Genomic DNA, 20085 nt, shown 5'->3' with positions numbered 1-20085 from the left:
ACAAATTCATAATAACCGGACAATCTTTTTACATAAGTTTCTCCGGTTATCTGTCGTTCTGCGTTGTGTAATTGTTGGTGAGTTCCGGTTTGCAAACGGATTGTCTTATAAATGTCACAGATTAATCATTCCATATTTTCTCTGCATTGCCAGTAGCACTTCCGGATCATCCAGCTGCGCCACCTTATCTGTATCTCCTCCGGCATTGTTTGTCTGCATCCGCAGCATATCCAGTTCTCCTTCCGTCTTTATGTTGAAAAAACGTATCCATTCATCTATGTTCTGTCCCATTAAGACCTTATTCAGTTCTATCACATGCAGTTCCAACAGATTGCTGAACAATCTTCCTTCTTCATCACGCAACAAATATGTCTTATGGTACTGTTTATCTTCCGTCAGGTTAAAATCCAATATACTGATTGCTACACAACGCTTCATCACATCGTAGCTTCTGCCAAAAGAAATCTCTTCTGTGAGCATCTTTCCTAAATAGAACAGTTGTCTCTTGTCCCAGTTTCTGACTGCTTTCACCTGAAGTTCAATATTAATTTTCGTATCATCATTCAGTTCTACCAGAACATCCAGGATCCCCTGTTTCTGGTAACGATATCTTCTCCACAGGTATGTATTCAGCAGTCGCGTACTACGAATCATCTCCACCGGAATATTCAACACCACACTGATAAAATACTTTCGGATCACCGGATTACGGAATAATTCCTTCATACAGTAATCCCATTTAGGACTGATTATCATTTGCATTCTCCTCTCACACTTGCCACAGGAGAATACGCTGACAACGTCAGCAAATCAAATTTCCATTCGCTCTACGCCTTCTCCTGCTCTATTGTTATCATTGGGTAATTAAGCAGGGATTCCTCTGAAGTCATAGACACCGGCTTACACCGATATAGAAATTTGAAATAGAAAATCTGCTTACGAATAGAGGATAGCAAATGAGCACTCGATTGTCAACGTGGCAAAATAGCAAAATCTGTCCCTGGCAAATTTGGGCATTATGCTTTAAAATCAATTTTAACTCCATCTATATATTTATTTTGGTCTTATAGCCTGTCCTTCAGATTTTTCTGAACATCTTTTCATAATCATTCTCCATAATGTAAATCCTATTATTGCTCCAAGGACATTATGAAACGGATCATCAAAAAGTTCAAAGAGTCCACGTTTTGTTAATAACTGGCTGAATTCTATGCTGTAACTTATAATTGCTGCAATCAGTATCACCCATCTTAACTTTCGAACACCTAATCCCTGCAATCCTATTCCTACCTTATTGCTTTAATATAACTCCAAAATGACATAAGTTCTGCCCTCGGATTTCTTATTGTTTGACGGGCATGGAATCGTTCTTCACGTTGTGTCCATAGATCACCGTATTGTTGTCTGTAATGTCCTTACTGTTCAGATTCTCCGTATATATGCACCCGGGATATCCATACGAACCATCAATATTATGCATAAAGTAATAGGAATTATCGGAAGGATGCTGTAAAATCGGATATTCAATTTCTGTCCCCGGTACAGTGATCCAGGCATACACATCCGGATTCACCGACTGCCGCTCCTGCCACAATGGTCATTATCTATCGTTTCATGTGAGCTCCTTCTTCCCAAATAATGAAAGATTTTACTACTCCTAAATTTTATTCTACGTTTTTAACGTAATTTTAATTCCGCTTTAAATGTAACCGCTATATACGTTCAAAACAGGTATTGTCAATAGTTTGGGGGCTTCATGCAGGACGAGATGGCTGGAAAAACAGAAGAAAACGGATACTTCAGGTAAACCTCCGAAGTATCCGCTATTTTGACTATGTTAAACAATTCCGTTCTAATTAAATCCGAACAATTTCTGGCAGATCTTATATCCCTCTACCGAAATCTTCCGTCCGCCTCTTCCGGGAAGGTTCATGGTACCGCCCATAATGCCGTTACGCATCCACAGATACAGGCGTTTGTCTTTTCCTTTCAGGTACTCCCACAGTTCTTTCTTTTTCTCCAGATGTTCTGTGGTACCGGAGCGGATCAACAGTACGGAAGATACTGCCATGATGATCTCCAGATAGTTGCGCATGTACTGGTACAGACGTCGGTTTTTCACCAGTTCCGACTTTCTGCCCACCAGATAATCAATCATCAGCTTCGTCACTCGGATCTGCTGGTCGATGCGGGAGATCATCACGGTCTCATTCACCGACTGATCCTGTCTTCCTATATAATATCTGTAGAAATTCACATCCAGATAATACATATTCTTCACATAAGGAAGCGGTTCAAATACATACAGGTTGTCCACATAGAAGGTGTGCTCCGGAAGCTTCAGTCCACATTCCTGTAACAGTCTGGTACGGAAGATCACGGAGTGCATCAGTATGTAATGGCCCTTCAGAAAATGATGGCAGTCCGTCCAGGTGAACATCTTCTCCACCGGCAGGATATGACGGTACTGGATCACCTTTTTGCGGCGCTCGCCTTCTTTTTCATAGACATAGTTGCTGATGAGCATATCCAACGCCTGACCGCCGCCGGCCAGTTCTCTGAGAGTATCCAGGATCTTAAAATATGCATCCTGCTTCACCCAGTCATCACTATCCACTACTTTAAAATATAGTCCCGTGGCATTGGCGATTCCGGTGTTCACAGCAGAACCATGTCCGCCGTTCTCCTTATGAATAGCACGCACAATCGTAGGAAACTGTGCTTCATATTCGTCTGCAATCTCTGCGGTACGGTCTTTGGTAGAACCGTCATCGATGATCAGGATCTCCACATCCTCTCCGCCGATCAGCAGGGAATCAATACATTTTCTCATATACTTTTCAGAATTGTAACAGGGAATTGCTATGGAAAGTAATTTCATATCGCTGTCCTTTCTTCACTATCTTGTTGTTCACTGTCCGGGATCGTTCTCTCGGGCCCCCAGTTTCATGTTCAATCCCTTCGCATAGACTGCAAACGCGGAAGGAATGGGATATTTCTCCCTTGTCTCCGAAGGTTCAATATAGATCCAGTCTGCTGAATCCGGGCCTTCACGCTTCGGTGCCAGTTCATCCACACGGATCAGATATCCTTTCATATGCCATTCTCTATGGGAAAAAATATGTTTTGCATCCTCAAGAGGCTGGATCCGGAGTACCTGCAACCCGTTCTCCGCCAGATATTCCTTGACCTCCTCCGCGGTATGATATCCCTTCATCGAAGGGAATTCATACATACCGGCCAACAGACCTTTCGCCGGACGCTTATGCAATGCCGCCAGCTCCGCATCCCGGATAATGAGGATCGTCTTCTCCTCCACCGTACGTTCTTTTGCTTTGGCTTTGTTCGGATATTGCAGCTGTGTACCGTCCGCATACGCCAGACATATCTGCTGTAGGGGACATTTCTCACAGTGCGGAGCCCCGTTGGGAATACATACACAGGCACCGATTTCCATCATAGCCTGGTTGAAATCTCCCGGCCTGTCTGTAGGAATGACCTCCCACAGATCCTTTTCCACAGCCTTTTTTACTTTATCCTCAGAGATACAGCGTTCATCCTTGCGGACTCTTGCAATGACTCTCAGAACATTGCCGTCCACCGCCGGATTGGGCTTGCCGTAAGCAATAGAGGATACCGCCCCAGCCGTATAGCTGCCGATTCCTTTTAATTTTAATAACTCCTCATAAGAATCCGGCATGACTCCGCCATAATCTTCCATGATCTGGATGGCTGCTTTCTGTAGATTCCGTACCCGGTTATAATATCCCAGGCCCTCCCACAGCTTTAACAGCACCTCTTCCGGTGCCTGCGCAAGCGCAGCAATATCCGGCAACGTCTCCATAAAGCGCTGGAAATAGGGCTTTACCGCTTCCACTCTGGTCTGCTGCAACATGATCTCAGAGACCCATACGCGGTAGGGAGCAGGATCCTCTCTCCAGGGAAGGATCCTACGGTTATTATCATACCATTTTAAAAGTGGTTTGGGAATCGCCCGAAGGTCACCTTTCCTAAAGATTTCCTTAACATCCGTTAAATTTTCATTGTATTTATCCATAGAGTCTACCGCAGACGGTTGCATTCGAACTTCTCCATGGTGAGCAGGCAGTTCTTCAATTCTTCATAACGCTCTTCCGGCTCACCGTCATTTACTTCAATATCACAGGAAATCGCCATGGTCGTGATCATCTCGTTGGTGATACGATGGTGCAGTCCTGCCAGAATATTTAGCTTCTCCTCGTAGGAATCCGCATCCAGAAATTCCAGTACCAACGGATCCAGTGCGGGCTCTTCATCTTCTGCGGGGGAAACCGGTGCTATTGTTGTCTGTGCCGCGGTCGCCGTTGCCTGGGCTGCTATGTTCTGCGCCACAATCGGCGTTGCCTGGGCTGCTGCGGGCTGGGACGCAGTCGACGGCATCTTTGCTGTCTTCGTCTGAACTGCTGCCGTCTGTGTCCCGCTCACTGCGTCCGCCTCGTGTGCCTGTCTGTCCGCCTCCGCTCCCTGTAATTCAAAACGAAAACGCTGTGTCACCTCAGGGTATCTCTGACGATCCACTTCTCCGGTAAACATGGCAAGAGGCCTTGCATAGGTCTTGAAATCTCCATACAAAGCCTGATAAATCACCAGCTGTTCTCCGGTCTCTGAATGTTCCGCAATCGTTACGACCTGATACAGATTGCCCTTAAAATGCTTATATATCTCATGTGGTTTGGGAATAAATGTCATCTGTCGTTCTCCTTTCCCATCGCCTCGTTTACTGTGGCATATGGTATCAGTATACCCCTTATTTCCAAAAAAGTCATGTAAATAGTCTCTAAAAATCCGTCAGCAGATATTCATAAGAGACCGAATAATTGCCGACTGCGTTGCAGGCCCGTGCCAGTTCTGCGCTCAATGCTCCCCGTTCCGTCTCACTCATACTGTTGATCTTCTTATGATGAATGGTAAACGTATAATCCGGACTGCCGTCTTCTTCCAGTGCATAGGTCAGCGTCACGCCGCTGTTGCGATAACCGTTCTCATTCAGATACTGCTTCATATCGCTCATCAGCTGCTGTTCCTGTATCCGGTTCTCCATGCGCTGCGTCTCATCCCGGCTCTCGCTCTTCACGGTTGCGCCGATACATAATACAATGATCAGAATAAGTACTGCGGTAGTACTGTAAAATGCCACATTGGAAACGAACTGTCTTCTCATAACCCATACCTCTTTTTCTGCTTTTTGTGCTCAGGGTTCTGTCGGAAATCTTATTTTCCCGTCCTGACAGGTATAGATTACACTTTTTCAAGTCCAATAAAACTCTCTTATTTAAAATATTCGGCACCTGCTGCCTCTACCGCTGCTTTCAGCCCCAGTGCGGACATTCTGGTGGCACCGTTGCCCCAGATGATCATCTGTTCCAGTGCATCGGAGGTTGCCACCGTCACCCGGTATTTCTGCGGCTTAGCCCCCAACTGATGGGTCGTGCGCTCGATATACTGGTCTGCAGTCTCCGCTTCTTTTGTATAGACCACTTCTATATTATGATATTTCATGGTGGAGCCGGGATTGCCCTTCACCTTGTAGGCATCATAGACCAGGATCAGGCGACAGCCCTGATATCCCTGATAGTTACACAGAATATCCATCAGTTTGTCCCTGGCACTGTCCAGATTGATCTTCGCCAGCTCCCGCAGTTCCGGCCAGGCAAAAATAATGTTATAACCGTCCACCAGAAGGTATTCCTCCGGTTTTTCCTGCGGTACGACCTTCCGCATACCGGTGTCACCGGCACTTCCCGCCAAGCTGCCCGTATAGCTGCCACGGTTTCCGGAAGAAGTATGGTATCTGCGGAATCTGTGGGGATCCTCCGCCTTTTTCCCATAAGTCTGGCGGAAGATCTCTTCGATCTCTTCCTGAGAAATAATCCGCTCTACACCACCCCCGGTCTGACGAATAGCGCCCTGCTGCCTGTTTACTGCCTGCAGTCCCGCATCCGAAATGCCGTCCGCAGCTTTGGTTTCTTCCTTCTCTGGCTTCCAGCTGCTCTCCACATGGGCATATTCTGGCACCTGGTCCCAGGGCACCTGAAAACCGGCACCATGAGCGCAGAATACCGATCCGGTGGGGTTGACCACATCCGCTTCCGGATCATAGCCGATCTCTGCCATTACCTCCTCCGGATTATGGCAGGGTTCATATCCCTTCAGTGTGCAGGACAAACGCCCATGACCTTTGGTATAAGATGCCACCTCTTTTCCATAATCTCCCATAGAAGCCACGGGAACACTTCCCGTCAGCACACTGTTATTGCCTTCTGTCTCCGGTGCTTCAAAGCTTCCGTTCATCCTCGTGATATCCGACATGGCTCTGCCAAGATTCTCCGTAGGCACCTCCAGCCGGAAGGAAAACCATGGTTCTAAGAGAATGCTCTTTCCGCTGCGCATTCCCTGACGTACTGCACGATAAGTGGCCTGTCGGAAATCTCCGCCCTCTGTATGTTTGGTGTGGGCTTTTCCGGCAATCAGCAATATACGCAGATCCGTGAGTTCGGAACCGGTCAGCACACCCACATGACGTTTTTCCTCCAGATGCGTCAGGATCAGCCGCTGCCAGTTACGGTCCAGCATGTCCTCGCTGCACAGAGAGGCAAATTGCAATCCACTGCCCCGCTCCCCGGGCTCCAGCAACAGATGTACCTCCGCATAATGACGCAGGGGTTCAAAATGCCCGATGCCTTCCACCGGCTCCGCCAGAGTTTCCTTGTATACAATGCTTCCCGCATCGAATTCCACTTCCAGACCGAAGCGCTCCCACAGGATATTTTTGAGGATTTCCATCTGCACCTGTCCCATGACCTGCATATGGATTTCCCTGTTTTCCTCCTGCCACAACACATGCAGCTGCGGTTCTTCCTCTTCCAGCTGGCGTAGTTTCCCCAGTGCCACGACAGGATCCACCTCCGGAGGGAGCAGTAGTCTGTAAGTCAGCACCGGTTCCAGTATCGGCGTGGAGTTCTCGCTTTCATAGCCCAGTCCCTGCCCGGCGAAAGTCTTCGTAAGTCCCGTGACCGCACAGACCTCACCGGCTTTCACCGTATCCACAGCCTCATAGCTTCCGCCATTATACAGACGCAGCTGGTCGCATTTTTCCTCCCAGATTTCCTCTCCTGCACCGCTTCTGCTGTTTCCTACCGGCATTTTAACCCGCAGACTTCCTCCGGTGACCTTCAAATACGACAATCTGATTCCTGCGTTATCCCTGCCGATCTTATAAACCCGGGCTCCGAATTCCTCCGGATATTCCGGCTGGGGCAGATACGCATTCAATCCGTCTAACAGCTCTGTAATTCCCCATTGTTTCAAAGCGGAGCCGAAAAAGCAGGGGAACAGCTTACGCTCCGCCACAGTGTCCGATATGTTTTCCGCCGACAGTTCTCCGGTTTCCAGATATTCTTCCATCAAGGCTTCACTACACATGGCCGCGTGTTCCAGCTCTGTTTCCCGTTCTCCTTCATTGTCCCCAGGCTGCAGCAGTTTTCCCACGGATGTAATATTGCTATCCAGCTTTTTCTGTAGCTCCGTCAGTACTTTTTCCGGATCCGTCCCCGGTTGATCCATCTTGTTTACAAATAGAAATACCGGCACTTCATATCTTTTTAACAGCCGCCACAGCGTATGTACATCTCCTTGCACTCCATCGCTTCCGTCGATGACCAGAACCGCCGCATCCAGTACCTGCAGCGTCCGTTCCATTTCCGCAGAGAAATCCACATGTCCCGGGGTGTCTAACAGTGTGATATCCACATCTTTCCACCGGATTCTCGCCTGTTTGGAGAAAATGGTGATTCCTCTTTTCCGTTCCATGTCCCCGTTATCCAGAAAAGCATCTCCGTGATCCACTCTTCCAGCCTTTTCTATGACACCACAGGCACATAAAAGGCTTTCTGCCAATGTTGTCTTCCCGGCATCCACATGTGCCAGGATCCCAACGATACTTTTTTTCATGCTTATCCTATCCTTCCAATGCCAGCATCATCCTGCAGGCACGTATAAAACGTTTTTTCTATTATAAAGAATACTATATCCATGAGCATTTTCCAACTGTTTTGTATTTCCAGATACCGTTTGCAAATCCGGTGGACAGTAGGATATAATGTAATGAGCCTCAAGGAAAAACAAGCGGCTGCGAAGCAGACATTTGTTTTTCTGGGCTCATTAGCGAACGAATATCCTGCGAAGCAGGATGTAGAGCGCAATAGCGCGGATTCGTGAGCTCATGATATAATGAGCGCAAGAGAGCCAACATGCTTGCATGATTGGCGAACGGCGAAGTTGATCATGATAGTTGTGAAGCAACGTTAAGCACCGAAGGTGCGAATCATGATATAATGAAGCAAAATCACTTGCGTGCAAGTGTGATTTTGCGAAATGCATTGAGTGAGCTGTGCTCACGATATAATGAAATGTAAGATTCAGGAGGCACTATGATCAAACTTATTGCAACCGATATTGACGGCACGCTATTGAAGGACGGCACTCTGATGCTGGATCCTGAATACATGACCGTCATTGAAAAGCTGATTGCAAAAGGCATCCGTTTCGTTGCCTGTTCCGGCAGACAATTTATCAGTGAGCGGAAGCTTTTTGCTCCCATCCGCGACAAGCTCCTCTATATCACCGACGGCGGTACCGTGGTCCGCACACCGAAGGAAATTTTAAAGGTGCATACCTTACCCGAAGAGATCTGGCACGGCATGTGTGAGACAGTCCGGAATGAATTACCGGACTGCGATTATTTTATTGCCACACCGGATTATTGTCTGGCGGAAGATGCTGGAAGCCGGATGTTCCGGTGGCTTACGGATTCCTACGGATATGACATCCGGGAATCTGCCGATCTTATGAAAACGCCCGTGGACAATGTGATCAAGTTCACTGTATATCATCCTTCCGCCTGTGAAGAAATGTGTGCACCTGTCTTCACTCCCACCTGGCAGTCCCGGGCGAAACTTGCTTCTGCCGGAAAAGAATGGGTGGACTGCAATCCCCTTGGGGTAAATAAGGGGTCTGCGATCCGTTTTCTCCAGGAATATTTGGGGATTGCGCCAGATGAGACCTGTACCTTTGGAGACAATCTGAACGACATCGAAATGCTGCAAAGCGCCGGAATGAGCTATGCTGTCTCCAATGCAAGAGAGGAAGTCATTGCCGCTGCAAGGGATACCTGTGCGCCCTATTGGGAAAACGGAGTGTTGCAGGTGTTGAAAACTTTTTTATAAATTCCCCGGGGCATTCCGAAAGTAAACGCTTGACACTGCTGCGATAAAGCACTATAGTAAACAGGTAAATAGAATATCCGCTAGGGGAGCACATCGCTGAGATTGAAGTGCCGCCGTCAAGGCTTCACTTCTAACCCTCACTACTTGAACCGGATAATACCGGCGTAAGGAAGCACTTTGTTCATACAGAGTTTCTGTCTGTATGGATACGATGTTGTCCCTCCTCGCGCACACGAAGGAGGATTTTTTTATGTTGTACACTGCTGTTACCAATGACTGGGGAGAGACTACTTATATCCCCACTACCCTGGGAAATGCCCTGTTGGTGATCATTCTGGCCGCACTGTTGGCGGCCGCTGTTTTATTTGCCCGCATGCAGATGAAAAAGACTGCGGCAGCTCCCGCTTCTTCCGATGGTGATCATAAGATGAATCGCAGCAAGCTTACGGTAAAGCAGCTGGCATTCTGTGCCATGGCCATTGCCCTGGGAACCGTTCTTTCCAATATCAAATTGTTCCATTTTCCTACCGGCGGCTCCATTACTTTGCTGTCCATGCTGGTGATCTGCCTGCCCGGCTACTGGTTCGGTCTGGGTGCCGGTATTGCCACAGGTGTAGCCTACGGTGTCCTGCAGCTGCTCATAGATCCCTATGTATTATATCCCCTGCAGCTGGTGGTAGACTATCTTCTTGCTTTCGGCGCTCTGGGACTGTCCGGTCTCTTCTCCAATGCGAAGCTAGGACTGATCAAGGGATATATTGCCGGGGTTCTTGGAAGATATGTGTTTGCCGTGATCTCCGGATGGATCTTCTTCGGCTACTATGCCTGGGAAGGCTGGGATCCCCTGCCTTACTCCCTCGCCTACAATGCTATCTATATCTTCTCTGAAGCAGCCATAACTCTGGTAATTTTAAGCGCTAAGCCGGTACGGAATTTGTTTGCGAAATTGAAAGACATGGCTTTGAACGACTAAATAGAAAGTTAGTTAAATACATTGGCAAAATCCACGAACTCCCGGCGCATGCGATACACATGTCTCGATGTAAGGTCTCCGGATGTGAATTTTCTACGAAAAGTGATGAGTAGTTCTCGTCATGACGGGGCCGCCTACAGTCGACATCCATGTCGACAATCGGCTGACGCGTACATCGTGTCCGCTTTCCCCCTGCCTTTCAGCACTTTTCTAGAAAATATCAACATCCTCCGACAAACATCTTCGACATGGCACCGCATACGCCGGGAGTTCTGCGTTTTGGAAAGCTTTCAAAAAAACCAGTAGCCCCGGCTGGGTATAAGAATAAGCAGTGCCGTAAGCAGACGTCGGTACCATAGCGTCCCAAGGGACGCATTGCGGTCGTATTGTGACCGCTTATGTACCGCTACGCTCTGCGACAGGAGCGCATCGTACTAAAGTGCGAGCGTGCCGCGTTTCTTATACCTTGCCAAGGGCTACGGGGATTTGATAGCATTTCTTTACTAACTTTCCATCTATCTTCAGCCAGTCTCTACCCACCTTGCATGGCAAAAACAACACCTTCACCCCAGCGGCCTCGGCTTCCGCCAGAGCGGTACCAAATTCCGGCTGCATTTCCACATAAGGACGTACTTCCGTCACTCCTTCCATCTGAATCACAAAGGCAACCACACATTCATATCCTTCCTGTCTCGCTGCGGTCAGTTCCCGCAGATGCTTCACCCCACGCTCCGTGGGTGCATCAGGAAAATAGCCGATGCCGTTGATCTCCAGAGTACAGCCTTTCACTTCCATGAATATTCTGTGCTCCCCTTTTTCCAGATAGAAATCAATGCGGGAATTTCCATAGGTATACTCCGGTCTGACCACATCATAGTCCTGCGCCTCCAGCCATTCCTTCACGACCTTATTCGATGCCTGACTATCAATGTTGATCCAGCCGATCCTGTCTTTATAAACAGCCACCAGGTCATACAATGTCTTTCTTGCCGGATTATCCGACTGTTCCAGACGCACCGCTGCCCCGGGGAGCAAAAGTTCCCTGCATCTTCCGGTATTTTTCACATGCACCGTCTCCGCTTTCCCTGCAATCTCCACATGGGCAATAAACCGGTTGGGACGGTCAATGAATTTTCCCTCTACGATCTTTCCATACTTCATGTAAAATTTCCTATCCTTAACTCTATCCGCTCCCCGACTTTCGACACTGCTTTACGCCCCCAATTGCCAAGACTCTGCGGCATTTCCCGAGGTCTCCCGCGACCGTCCGCCACATGCTCATTCTATCCGCACTCGCCGTTCCGCATAGACTTCACTAGCAGCGGCACCTCGAACAACAGCATCACGATCCATCCGACCATATTGGCCCAAGCCAGGCTGGCAAATTCCATCTGTAACAGACGGATCATTACAAATACTGCCACAACTCTGCCGAACATATTCATAAATGTGCTGTACAATGTCACTTTCAGATCACCAATACCACGGAAGAATCCCTGCACACCATTGGTCAATCCCGGCAGAATATACATCCAGGAGATCAGATGCAGATAACTGATGCCCAGAGATACCACCTGTGCATCCCCGTCCTCGGCGAACAATGTCATGATCTGCGGAGCCAGTCCCCAGATTACACAGAACAATCCGACGGAATAGACCAGTTCGATCAAAAGACCTGTCTGGAACCCCTTCTTCATCCGCTCCTTATGCCCTGCACCCTTGTTCTGTGCCAGAAAAGTCGTCATGGCATGTCCGATATTCTGCTGTGGTGTATAGGCAAAATCATCCACTCGGTTCACCGCGGTAAATGCCGCCATGACCGCAACACCCTGCGTATTGACCACAGACTGTATGATCAGTTTTCCCAGTTGCAGACATACCTGCTGCATGGCACTGGTACTGCCGTAGCTGACTGTCTTACCCAGCAGGCTCTTATCGAATACCCACCACTTTTTCCCAAGACATAAAAGAGGAATCTTTTTCTTAATATATATACCGCACAGCAGGCAGCAAAGTCCCTCGCTGCACACTGTGGCAATGGCACTTCCCGCCACACCCCAGCGCAGTACCACAACGAAAAACAGATCTCCGAAGATATTCAGGAAAGCACTGGTCACCAGAAAATACAGCGGCGTCTTGCTGTCTCCCAGCGCCCGCATGGTATTCGCCAGAAAATTATACATGAACGTAAAGATCAGGCCCATGAAAATGATCCTAAGATATGCCGCAGCTTCGGGTATGGCTGTCTCCGGCACCCGAATGAGTCGAAGCACCGGATTCGCCAGAAGAAGCATCAGCAGTGAAAACACTACGGAAAACCCGCAGCCAGCTAACATCGTCGTACTGATCTGTCTGGATAAAGTATCATAATCCTTCGCTCCGTACTGGGAGCTCATCAACACACTGGCTCCCATGCACATCCCGCTGATCAACAGGATCGCTATATTCATAATCGGTGTGGAAGTGCCCACTGCTGCCAGTGCCTGCTCTCCCACGTATTTTCCTACGATCACGGAGTCCGCAGCGTTGTAGGTCAGCTGAAACAGATTCCCCAGTACCAACGGGATTGTAAAAGATACTAAGGGTAACAGTATCTTTCCCTGGGTCATGTCGTGTTTCTCTATCGTACTCATTGCTTTATTGTCCTTTCACTGTCATTTTCTTCGGTAATTGTCTTTCCTTCTTTTTAAGAATTCCATCCTCTTCTGGGGCCGCCTCTGTACTGTCCTGTGAACTTTCATTACCGCTGACGGATAACGCGCTCTCCAGTCCGCTCTGTTTCTGCCCGTCTATGCTGTTCCCGGATGCTGCCTGCTGTCCGCTGTCTGTCGAAGCAGAGTCTGTCATTTCAGCCATATTGGCACTATCCTCCGCAGCCTCACCCTCCGGCATAGCAGCCTCCTCTTCCGCCATTGCCGCAACTGACTGGATCTCGTTCTCTGCTCCTGCTGTATCCCCCGACCGGGCAGCATCCACCGCCTCTTCCTGGATCTCCTGATCCTCAGTGATACCGTAGGCCATCTGTGGTGCTGCCGTATCCGCATTGCCGGTACTGTCTGCCATTTTGGTACTGCTCATTGTCATATACAATACTCCCGCTACCACGAAACACAGGCAGGCTGCCGCAATGCGGGTCACATAGCGCATCGGGAACTTATGTACCCTTCCCGAATTTCTGATCTGTTCGCTTCGAAGCAACAGATCCTCATCCACTCCGGACATCGCCCGGAACAGTTTTTCTTCTTTTAAATTCACATCTTGATTATTGTTCTTATTACAATCGCTCATATCCTTCATCACCGCTTTCGTCTCTTTCTCCGTCTATAAGACGATTCCCTGTTGTTCCAGATATTTTTGCAGTTTTTTTCTGGTCCGGAACAGCGATGTCTTCACCGTATTCAGATTCATTCCATAACGCCCGGCGATCTCCGCATATTCCTCTACGAACCAGTATCTGCGTAGGAATACATTGCACTCCTGTTCCGAAAGTGTATGCAGGAACGCATTGATGCTCCGCTCCAGTTCCGCCGCTTCCACGGCTTCTTCTGTGTTATGCGCCGCCGGAATGCACTCTGCCAGTTCATCCAGTGTCGTATCCATAATACCATTCCCACGTTTCTGTGCATTTTTCGCTTTCCATCTATCAAACGACAAGTTCCGGGTAATAGTTCCCAGAAACAGCTCCAGACGATTCGGTTTTTTCGGTGGAATCGCATTCCAAGCCCGCATCCAGGTATCATTCAGACATTCTTCGGTATCTTCTCTGTCATGCAGGATATGATAAGCAATACTATAGCAGTATTTTCCGTAGCTCTTTTGTGTCTCTGCGATGGCCTGTTCGTCCCTCGCCCAATACAGTTCCAATATTGCGGTATCCTCCATTGGCTGTCTCCTTTCCAAAAAGGGCACTGCCACAGTTTTTTCTGTAACAGTGCCCCTCTTCATTTCTCCATTTGCTCCGTTCCATCTTATCCGAGCTGGAATTTCTTCGCATTTGCATTCAGTGAACCCGCAATTTCATTCAGCTGTGTGGTAGCCTGTCGGCAATCCTCCACGATCTCCGCCAGCTGATCCATGGTAGCTGCGGTCTCTTCGGTGCTTGCCGCATTGTTCTGGGAGATCTCGGTAAGTCCGTCGATCTTCTCCACCACATCCGTCTTATAATTCTCAATATGATCCAGCTCGCCGGAGATCACATTGATCTCACCGACTACCTTCTGAACCTCCTGGTTCAGGGTGCTGAAGACATTCAGCGTGGTACCCAGCTTCTCGTTCTGCTGATGGATCTCACCTACCACACCGTTCATGATCTGAACGCTCTGGTTGGAATTGCTGATCAGGTTCTCCACGATGCTGCGGATCTTGTCTGCGGATTCCCTGGACTGGTCTGCCAGACCACGGATCTCTTCCGCTACGACTGCAAAGCCTCTGCCCATCTCACCGGCTCTCGCTGCCTCAATACTGGCATTTAATGACAGCAGGTTGGTCTGGTTCGCAATACCTGCGATGATATCGGTAGCTGCCTGAATCGCCTGTGCGGACTCGTTGGTGATATTGGTCTGCTCCTGCACCTGATCCACCGACTGCTGTGTATGAGAGCTGATCTCCAACAGTTCCTTCAGGGTGCTGTCCACGGTAGCATTGCTCTCCTTCATGTTGGCAGCACTGCTGCTCAAAGCATTAACACTGTCTGCCGTACGGCCCAGTGCATTGCTCATCTCGTTCATGCTTTCGCTGACTTTCTGGGTATCCGCCGCCTGTGTGGTAGCTCCCTGGGCAATCTCATTCACAGCTGTATTTACAGAAGAAATGGACTGTCCGATGCTGTCAAAATTGCTGGTGAACGTTCCCGTAAACTCATTCATATCCAGCATGGAATTGTGAATATCCCTGATAATTCCGGAAAAGCCGTTCACTACAGAGTATACAGCCCGTGCGCTCTTACCTACTTCATCACTGCGGTTTAACAGCTTATCGGGAACCTTGAAGTTCAATTTACCCTCTGCGATCTGATCCAGATTACCTACTACACCCAGTAGTGCTTTGGAGATCATGCCTACTACAATAAAGGTGGAGACACAGAATGCTGCCACAAGGATCAGAATCGCTATTGCTCTTCCTGTTACAATCCCTTTGTAAAGCGCATTCACTTCCCTTACCGGCATACAGGCAGCCAGAATACCCACAACCGTGCCGTCGGTATTCTTCAAAGGTGCCAGATATGCATAGCATCCGGTATCCCCCAGCTTCAGGGAATTGGAAAAATAGCTTTCTCCACCCAGTACCTTGGAAGCCACTTTTTCACTCAGAGTGATGGTACCTCCGGTCAGATTGGTCACAGCCAGATCACTGCCCCAGAACAGTGCCACATCCACACCGGCATTCTGTTTCAAAGCATCGAGTACCTGTTTATTGTCCGTAAGATTCAGTTCCCCTTTATAAAGTGCTCCGTTCTCGTATGAAAAGTCTCCGGGAGCGGAATTGTTCAGGCTCATTTCCAGTGCATATTCCGTCGCTGCCAGCTCATGCTTCATCATCGCGTCGGAAATTCTGTCCCCTGCGGAATTCAATGCCAGGATGGCAATGACTGCGATCGCTATAAGCGGTACCAGTACGATCGCCAGAATCTTGACTACCATGTTAGCTCCCTTTTTCTCCTTCAGGCGCTTAGCTTCATCAATACCTGTCCCATTTTCCCCTTTGATCTGTTCTTTGCTTACCTCTTCTGTCATAAATAAAGCAACCTCCTTTGTACCTTTAACGGTTCATGCATAATAGAATTATACCGCACAGTTAATAAAAAAGCTATTCTTTTTCTGCAATCAGATCCTTGATCACTTCGCCTGCGAGAATCAAGCCCGCTACAGACGGTACAAATGAAATACTGCCGGGGATGGCTCTTCTGTCCGTGCATTTATGAGTGGTACCCGGAGGGCAGACACAGCCTGTCTTGCAGCTGTTTTCCATATTTTCCAGCGGCTTCACCGGGCTTTCCGTAGAATACACCACCTTCAGCTTCTTCACACCGCGCTTTTTGAGTTCTCTGCGCATGACCTTCGCCAAAGGGCACATGGTAGTCTTGTAGATATCCGCCACATGGAACTGCGTGGGGTCTAATTTGTTGCCGGCTCCCATACAGCTGATAACGGGAACTCCCGCCTCCTTCGCCCGCATGATGATCTCCAGCTTGGCAGTCACGGTATCCACCGCATCCACCACGTAATCATACTGGGTAAAATCAAACTGGTCTGCCGTCTCCGGGAGATAAAAACATTTGTGTACTGTAACCTGTGCCTCCGGGTTGATGGAGTGTACACGTTCCTCCATGACATCTACCTTGTATTTGCCGATGGTCTTCCTGGTAGCGATGATCTGACGGTTAATATTCGTCAGACAGACCTTATCGTCATCGATCAGATCAAAGGCTCCTACACCACTGCGGGCCAGAGCCTCCACCACATAACCGCCGACACCGCCGATGCCGAAGACAGCAACTCTTGCGCCGTACAGGCGCTGCATGGCTTCCTTGCCGATCAATAATTCTGTTCTGGAAAATTCATTTAACATAATTCACTGTTCCTACCAATCTACTGGGAATACTCTCGAAAGAGTATACCACATCTTTACAGATTGTCATAGAGTCCCTGAATAAAATTTTTCACCTGCACGTTATTTTCCGGTGTGGTGTCCTCCAGAGTGGCATGGATAAAGGGCTTGCGCTCCTTCATAAACTTCAGTACAGAAGTATAATCCATCTGTCCCAGACCGCAGCCTACAGAACGAAGCTTCCCGTCCTCGGGAATAAAGTCTTTCAGATGTACCATAGCCACATCTTCACCCAGCAGATCGATTGCTTCATCCACGATAGCCACCTGATCCTTGTAATTGCAGTAATCCAGCAGGTTCACCGGATCCAGAATGATCTGAAGGTTGGGAGAATTGATCTCATCCAGCACTCTTCTGGCTCTGGCGGGGTTGTATACGATATGCTTCCATACCGGTTCGATGGCCATGACAACGCCCATCTGCTCCGCGTATTTTACTACCGGGCGTAAGTTGGTGATAAAGGTCTGTAATGCTTCTTCTCCGTGGCATTCCGGTACCGCGGTATAGGTCTCGTTGGGAGCACCGGTCTCAGTTCCCACGACACCGCAGCCCAGCCAGGAAGCAAAACGGATATGTGCCATATAACGGTGGGTAATTTTCGCAAGCTGCTCCGGGTTGGGGTTTGCCAGGTTCAAATAGCATCCTAATACCGCAACATCCACCTGATTTTTTGCGAATACATTTTTCATGTACATGGCAAGTCCCGGGGTCAGCGCCTCATCCGTGGTGGGAAACTCGCTGATCACCTTGCCCGGAGCCAGATGTCCACAGGCAAAGCCCAGCTCATGTACATTGGCAATACGCTCCTCAAAAGGAAGCTTTTTCGTATCATGTAAACGGATTCCTAACTGCATATTTTCCTCCATTCCGAACACGGCTCCTGGGCCGTATTCTCTTCTGCTTATCTCTATTATAGCGTGAGCTCACGAATTCCGTGCTATCGCACTCTACATCCTGCTTCGCAGCTATCATGATCAGCTTCGCCGTTCGCCGAGAGTGAGCAAGCTCCCTCTGGCTCTCTTGCGCTCATTATTTCGTGATTTCATCACTCAATCACTTCACCGTTCGCCGAGAGTGAGCAAGCTCCCTCTGGCTCTCTTGCGCTCATTATATCAACGTCTGATCAGTTCATCCACACCTTCCAGTTCGTAAGCTTCTCCGACCTGTCCTTCAATCTTCACATTGTCCAGTGTCAGTTTCGCTACATTTCTGGCAAACATTCCGCGCTTGCTGCTCTTCTCCACGCCGTCAGACATGGCGGGGACATCACACTTGGCATCTTCAGCATAGCTGATGGAAATGTCCTTCATGTAGATTTCCTCGATCTTCTGCTCGGGAAGTCCGTCGAAGAACGCAGCTGCCACATGGCAGTTCGTACATTCCATGTTTTCAAATACCATCTTTTTCACCTGCGGTGTTCTGTCGTCCACAGGGTAAACATCTCTGGACTGGACATAAGTGGTCTTGCCGTCGGGATCACAGAAATAGAAGCAGTTGACCACCAGCGGTGTCATCACATGGTCCAGCGTCAGATTTCGGAAAATGATATTGCTGAGAATTGCATCTTTTCCTCTGCCGCGACGGGTCTTGATACGCAGACCTCTGTCTGTATGACGGAAAATACAGTCTTCCACTGTCAGATTTACCACGCCGCCTGCCATTTCACTTCCCAGAGTTACGGCACCGTGGCCGTTCTCCATAAGGCACTGACGGATATGGATATTCTCGGAAGGAGTCTTATGCTTTTTGCCCATGTAGATCTTACCGCTCTTGACTGCAATACAGTCATCTCCCAGGGAAAAACGCACACCCAGGATCTCCACATTTTTGCAGGATTCCGGATCCAGTCCGTCGGTGTTGGGGGAATCGCTGGGATTCTGCACGGTGACACCGATGAATTTCAGATCATTGCTGAAATAGGGATGCAGGGTCCAGGAAGGGGAATTGCAGAAGGTCACACCCTGCAAAGTCACATTTTTACATCCGCTGATGAAAAACAGTCTGGGACGGAATGCAATATTCATAACCTTCGGATCCTTCCACCAGTTTTCTTTGGAAGCATTGCCGTTGATCTTACCCTGCCCATAGATCACCACATCCTCTGCACCGATACCACAGATAATGCCGGAGAACATAGGTAAAGGATTGCCCTCCCAGGTGCCCAGATTGTACTCGTCGGTCTCATCATAGCTCTGCAGCATTCCGGGGAACGTAGGGAATTTCTCTCTGTCGGTAAAGGCCTTCAGCTCCGCGCCCTCTGCCAGCTCGATCCGGATATGGCTCTTTAAGAACAGGCTGGTTATGCGGTAGATTCCCGCCGGGAAATACACTCTGCTGTTCACCGGACATGCCATGATGGCAGCCTGAATAAAGTGGGTATCGTCATGTTCCCCGTCACCCTTGGCACCGAATCTGGTCACATCCAGAGTCACGTACTCATAATCCGTCTTGAAAGATACTTCGCCCTGCTTTTCTCCGTTCACATAAGCTTCCACCACATATTTCTGATCCGGCTTAAGGCTAAACAGGGAAGTTATAGTCTTCTCTGTGGTCAGTGACGGCTCACCGTTTACCCGCAGCTCCACGGGCTGTTTTGTAAAATATCTGCCGCCGTCTGCGATCTCTATGGTCGCACTGCGGGCAGTATGCATAATATGTCTGATTTCCATGCGCTGTTTCCTCTCGTTCTCTACCTAATGCACTCCTGATATTTTTCCGCTAACAATAAATACTCCGCACATGCCTTCTGTACGGCATCGCAGAATACCTTTTCCGATGTGGCATCCATGGCAAACTTATTTTCCTTTGCATCATAATACTGCTCCAGCATACGCTTTACCGCACTGCGGAAATTGTCCAGAAGCTCTCTGTAATTCTCGTAGATCTCCGGGCTGATCTGCTCTACGGTATGAAGCATGACTGCGGTATAAGCTGCACCGTTTTCAGCACTGAATTCACTTTCTGCATGCTTTTTCAGCACACGCATCTGTGCCATGATATCCGGATAGCCTTCTTTTTTATTCTCCGTGGTCTCATAGGCCGCATAGACGGGATACACCAGATCCGCCGCCTGATAAATGTTGCCCAGACCTGCACTCTGCTGCACGGCTACCAGGTCGAAAATGCCTTCCTCCGTACGGGGAAGTGCCTTGATTTCCTGAATTGTCATAGTTTTTGTCATTCCTTTCGCTTCGCTCAAGGCACAAACAAGTTATGAAAAATGTTGTGCCCCTCCACTCTTTG

Annotated in this window: 19 protein-coding genes and 1 riboswitch; of the genes, 2 read left to right on the top strand and 17 right to left on the bottom strand. The window is 48.7% G+C overall.

The annotated features are described in order from the left end of the window. Nucleotides 1–114: 114 nt before the first annotated feature. The 8 genes from OCV96_RS11075 to OCV96_RS11040 form a co-directional block, all read right to left on the bottom strand. Nucleotides 115–756, bottom strand: coding sequence for an Rpn family recombination-promoting nuclease/putative transposase (locus OCV96_RS11075; RefSeq protein WP_182430279.1), 642 nt, complete (start codon nt 754–756; stop codon nt 115–117). Between the two features lie 297 nt (nt 757–1053). Then, nucleotides 1054–1278 (bottom strand): VanZ family protein, encoded by a 225-nt coding sequence (locus tag OCV96_RS11070; RefSeq protein ID WP_262594530.1) that lies wholly within the window; start codon nt 1276–1278, stop codon nt 1054–1056. 64 nt (nt 1279–1342) lie between these two features. Further along, nucleotides 1343–1573, bottom strand: a complete 231-nt coding sequence (locus OCV96_RS11065) for a class B sortase (RefSeq protein ID WP_227733844.1) — start codon at nt 1571–1573, stop codon at nt 1343–1345. 279 nt (nt 1574–1852) lie between these two features. Next, a complete protein-coding gene (locus OCV96_RS11060) occupies nt 1853–2881 on the bottom strand; it encodes a glycosyltransferase family 2 protein (RefSeq protein ID WP_227733845.1) in 1029 nt (342 codons plus the stop codon). 30 nt (nt 2882–2911) lie between these two features. Then, nucleotides 2912–4057 (bottom strand): A/G-specific adenine glycosylase, encoded by a 1146-nt coding sequence (gene mutY / locus OCV96_RS11055; protein WP_262594529.1) that lies wholly within the window; start codon nt 4055–4057, stop codon nt 2912–2914. Between the two features lie 5 nt (nt 4058–4062). After that, complete coding sequence (locus OCV96_RS11050) at nt 4063–4728, bottom strand: DUF1653 domain-containing protein (RefSeq protein WP_262594528.1); 666 nt, start codon at nt 4726–4728, stop codon at nt 4063–4065. Nucleotides 4729–4816: 88 nt separating this feature from the next. Next, nucleotides 4817–5200, bottom strand: coding sequence for a hypothetical protein (locus OCV96_RS11045; protein ID WP_022313433.1), 384 nt, complete (start codon nt 5198–5200; stop codon nt 4817–4819). A gap of 107 nt (nt 5201–5307) precedes the next feature. Then, nucleotides 5308–7989: a translation factor GTPase family protein gene (locus OCV96_RS11040; RefSeq protein WP_262594527.1), complete on the bottom strand. Its 2682-nt coding sequence runs from the start codon at nt 7987–7989 to the stop codon at nt 5308–5310. Between the two features lie 479 nt (nt 7990–8468). On the opposite strand from OCV96_RS11040, the gene OCV96_RS11035 reads away from it, so the two are divergent. Together OCV96_RS11035 and OCV96_RS11030 are read left to right on the top strand one after the other, a co-directional pair. Then, complete coding sequence (locus OCV96_RS11035; RefSeq protein ID WP_022313435.1) at nt 8469–9263, top strand: Cof-type HAD-IIB family hydrolase; 795 nt, start codon at nt 8469–8471, stop codon at nt 9261–9263. 72 nt (nt 9264–9335) lie between these two features. Then, nucleotides 9336–9451, top strand: a riboswitch (TPP riboswitch). A 62-nt stretch (nt 9452–9513) separates the two neighbouring features. Further along, nucleotides 9514–10236 carry an energy-coupled thiamine transporter ThiT gene (locus tag OCV96_RS11030; protein WP_227733848.1) on the top strand — a complete coding sequence of 241 codons (723 nt, stop codon included), beginning with the start codon at nt 9514–9516 and terminating at the stop codon, nt 10234–10236. Nucleotides 10237–10695: 459 nt separating this feature from the next. Here the strand turns inward: OCV96_RS11030 and sfsA are convergent, their stop codons facing one another. The 9 genes from sfsA to OCV96_RS10985 form a co-directional block, all read right to left on the bottom strand. After that, a complete protein-coding gene (sfsA, locus tag OCV96_RS11025; protein WP_227734020.1) occupies nt 10696–11397 on the bottom strand; it encodes a DNA/RNA nuclease SfsA in 702 nt (233 codons plus the stop codon). A 122-nt stretch (nt 11398–11519) separates the two neighbouring features. Next, nucleotides 11520–12869 (bottom strand): MATE family efflux transporter, encoded by a 1350-nt coding sequence (locus OCV96_RS11020; RefSeq protein ID WP_227734021.1) that lies wholly within the window; start codon nt 12867–12869, stop codon nt 11520–11522. 4 nt (nt 12870–12873) lie between these two features. Next, on the bottom strand, nt 12874–13524 hold the full coding sequence (locus OCV96_RS11015) for a hypothetical protein (protein ID WP_262594525.1): 651 nt from the start codon (nt 13522–13524) through the stop codon (nt 12874–12876). Between the two features lie 33 nt (nt 13525–13557). Next, the gene (locus OCV96_RS11010; protein ID WP_022311767.1) at nt 13558–14118 is read right to left on the bottom strand and encodes an RNA polymerase sigma factor; all 561 of its coding nucleotides are present in this window, start codon (nt 14116–14118) and stop codon (nt 13558–13560) included. 86 nt (nt 14119–14204) lie between these two features. Then, complete coding sequence (locus tag OCV96_RS11005; protein WP_022311768.1) at nt 14205–15968, bottom strand: methyl-accepting chemotaxis protein; 1764 nt, start codon at nt 15966–15968, stop codon at nt 14205–14207. A gap of 73 nt (nt 15969–16041) precedes the next feature. Next, nucleotides 16042–16803 (bottom strand): tRNA threonylcarbamoyladenosine dehydratase, encoded by a 762-nt coding sequence (locus tag OCV96_RS11000; protein ID WP_022311769.1) that lies wholly within the window; start codon nt 16801–16803, stop codon nt 16042–16044. A gap of 56 nt (nt 16804–16859) precedes the next feature. Further along, nucleotides 16860–17696, bottom strand: a complete 837-nt coding sequence (locus OCV96_RS10995; protein ID WP_118505675.1) for a sugar phosphate isomerase/epimerase family protein — start codon at nt 17694–17696, stop codon at nt 16860–16862. A gap of 258 nt (nt 17697–17954) precedes the next feature. Then, nucleotides 17955–19511 carry a glycoside hydrolase family 28 protein gene (locus tag OCV96_RS10990; RefSeq protein ID WP_022311771.1) on the bottom strand — a complete coding sequence of 519 codons (1557 nt, stop codon included), beginning with the start codon at nt 19509–19511 and terminating at the stop codon, nt 17955–17957. Nucleotides 19512–19531: 20 nt separating this feature from the next. Next, nucleotides 19532–20011 carry a hypothetical protein gene (locus tag OCV96_RS10985; protein ID WP_022311772.1) on the bottom strand — a complete coding sequence of 160 codons (480 nt, stop codon included), beginning with the start codon at nt 20009–20011 and terminating at the stop codon, nt 19532–19534. Nucleotides 20012–20085: the final 74 nt, after the last annotated feature.

It is taken from the genome of Waltera acetigignens (assembly GCF_025567015.1).
In the GTDB taxonomy this organism is placed as follows: Bacteria; Bacillota; Clostridia; order Lachnospirales; family Lachnospiraceae; genus Acetatifactor; species Acetatifactor acetigignens.
Note: the sequence above shows the minus strand (reverse complement) of the source record. Positions and strands in the feature narration are given on the sequence as shown.

What these genes read in the sequence shown, in the direction of transcription:
- OCV96_RS11075 (WP_182430279.1), bottom strand. Translation starts at nt 756, where the DNA reads ATGATAATCAGTCCTAAATGGGATTACTGTATGAAGGAATTATTCCGT.
- OCV96_RS11060 (WP_227733845.1), bottom strand. Translation starts at nt 2,881, where the DNA reads ATGAAATTACTTTCCATAGCAATTCCCTGTTACAATTCTGAAAAGTAT.
- mutY (WP_262594529.1), bottom strand. Translation starts at nt 4,057, where the DNA reads ATGGATAAATACAATGAAAATTTAACGGATGTTAAGGAAATCTTTAGG.
- OCV96_RS11050 (WP_262594528.1), bottom strand. Translation starts at nt 4,728, where the DNA reads ATGACATTTATTCCCAAACCACATGAGATATATAAGCATTTTAAGGGC.
- OCV96_RS11045 (WP_022313433.1), bottom strand. Translation starts at nt 5,200, where the DNA reads ATGAGAAGACAGTTCGTTTCCAATGTGGCATTTTACAGTACTACCGCA.
- OCV96_RS11040 (WP_262594527.1), bottom strand. Translation starts at nt 7,989, where the DNA reads ATGAAAAAAAGTATCGTTGGGATCCTGGCACATGTGGATGCCGGGAAG.
- OCV96_RS11035 (WP_022313435.1), top strand. Translation starts at nt 8,469, where the DNA reads ATGATCAAACTTATTGCAACCGATATTGACGGCACGCTATTGAAGGAC.
- OCV96_RS11030 (WP_227733848.1), top strand. Translation starts at nt 9,514, where the DNA reads ATGTTGTACACTGCTGTTACCAATGACTGGGGAGAGACTACTTATATC.
- sfsA (WP_227734020.1), bottom strand. Translation starts at nt 11,397, where the DNA reads ATGAAGTATGGAAAGATCGTAGAGGGAAAATTCATTGACCGTCCCAAC.
- OCV96_RS11020 (WP_227734021.1), bottom strand. Translation starts at nt 12,869, where the DNA reads ATGAGTACGATAGAGAAACACGACATGACCCAGGGAAAGATACTGTTA.
- OCV96_RS11015 (WP_262594525.1), bottom strand. Translation starts at nt 13,524, where the DNA reads ATGAGCGATTGTAATAAGAACAATAATCAAGATGTGAATTTAAAAGAA.
- OCV96_RS11010 (WP_022311767.1), bottom strand. Translation starts at nt 14,118, where the DNA reads ATGGAGGATACCGCAATATTGGAACTGTATTGGGCGAGGGACGAACAG.
- OCV96_RS11005 (WP_022311768.1), bottom strand. Translation starts at nt 15,968, where the DNA reads ATGACAGAAGAGGTAAGCAAAGAACAGATCAAAGGGGAAAATGGGACA.
- OCV96_RS11000 (WP_022311769.1), bottom strand. Translation starts at nt 16,803, where the DNA reads ATGTTAAATGAATTTTCCAGAACAGAATTATTGATCGGCAAGGAAGCC.
- OCV96_RS10995 (WP_118505675.1), bottom strand. Translation starts at nt 17,696, where the DNA reads ATGCAGTTAGGAATCCGTTTACATGATACGAAAAAGCTTCCTTTTGAG.
- OCV96_RS10990 (WP_022311771.1), bottom strand. Translation starts at nt 19,511, where the DNA reads ATGGAAATCAGACATATTATGCATACTGCCCGCAGTGCGACCATAGAG.
- OCV96_RS10985 (WP_022311772.1), bottom strand. Translation starts at nt 20,011, where the DNA reads ATGACAATTCAGGAAATCAAGGCACTTCCCCGTACGGAGGAAGGCATT.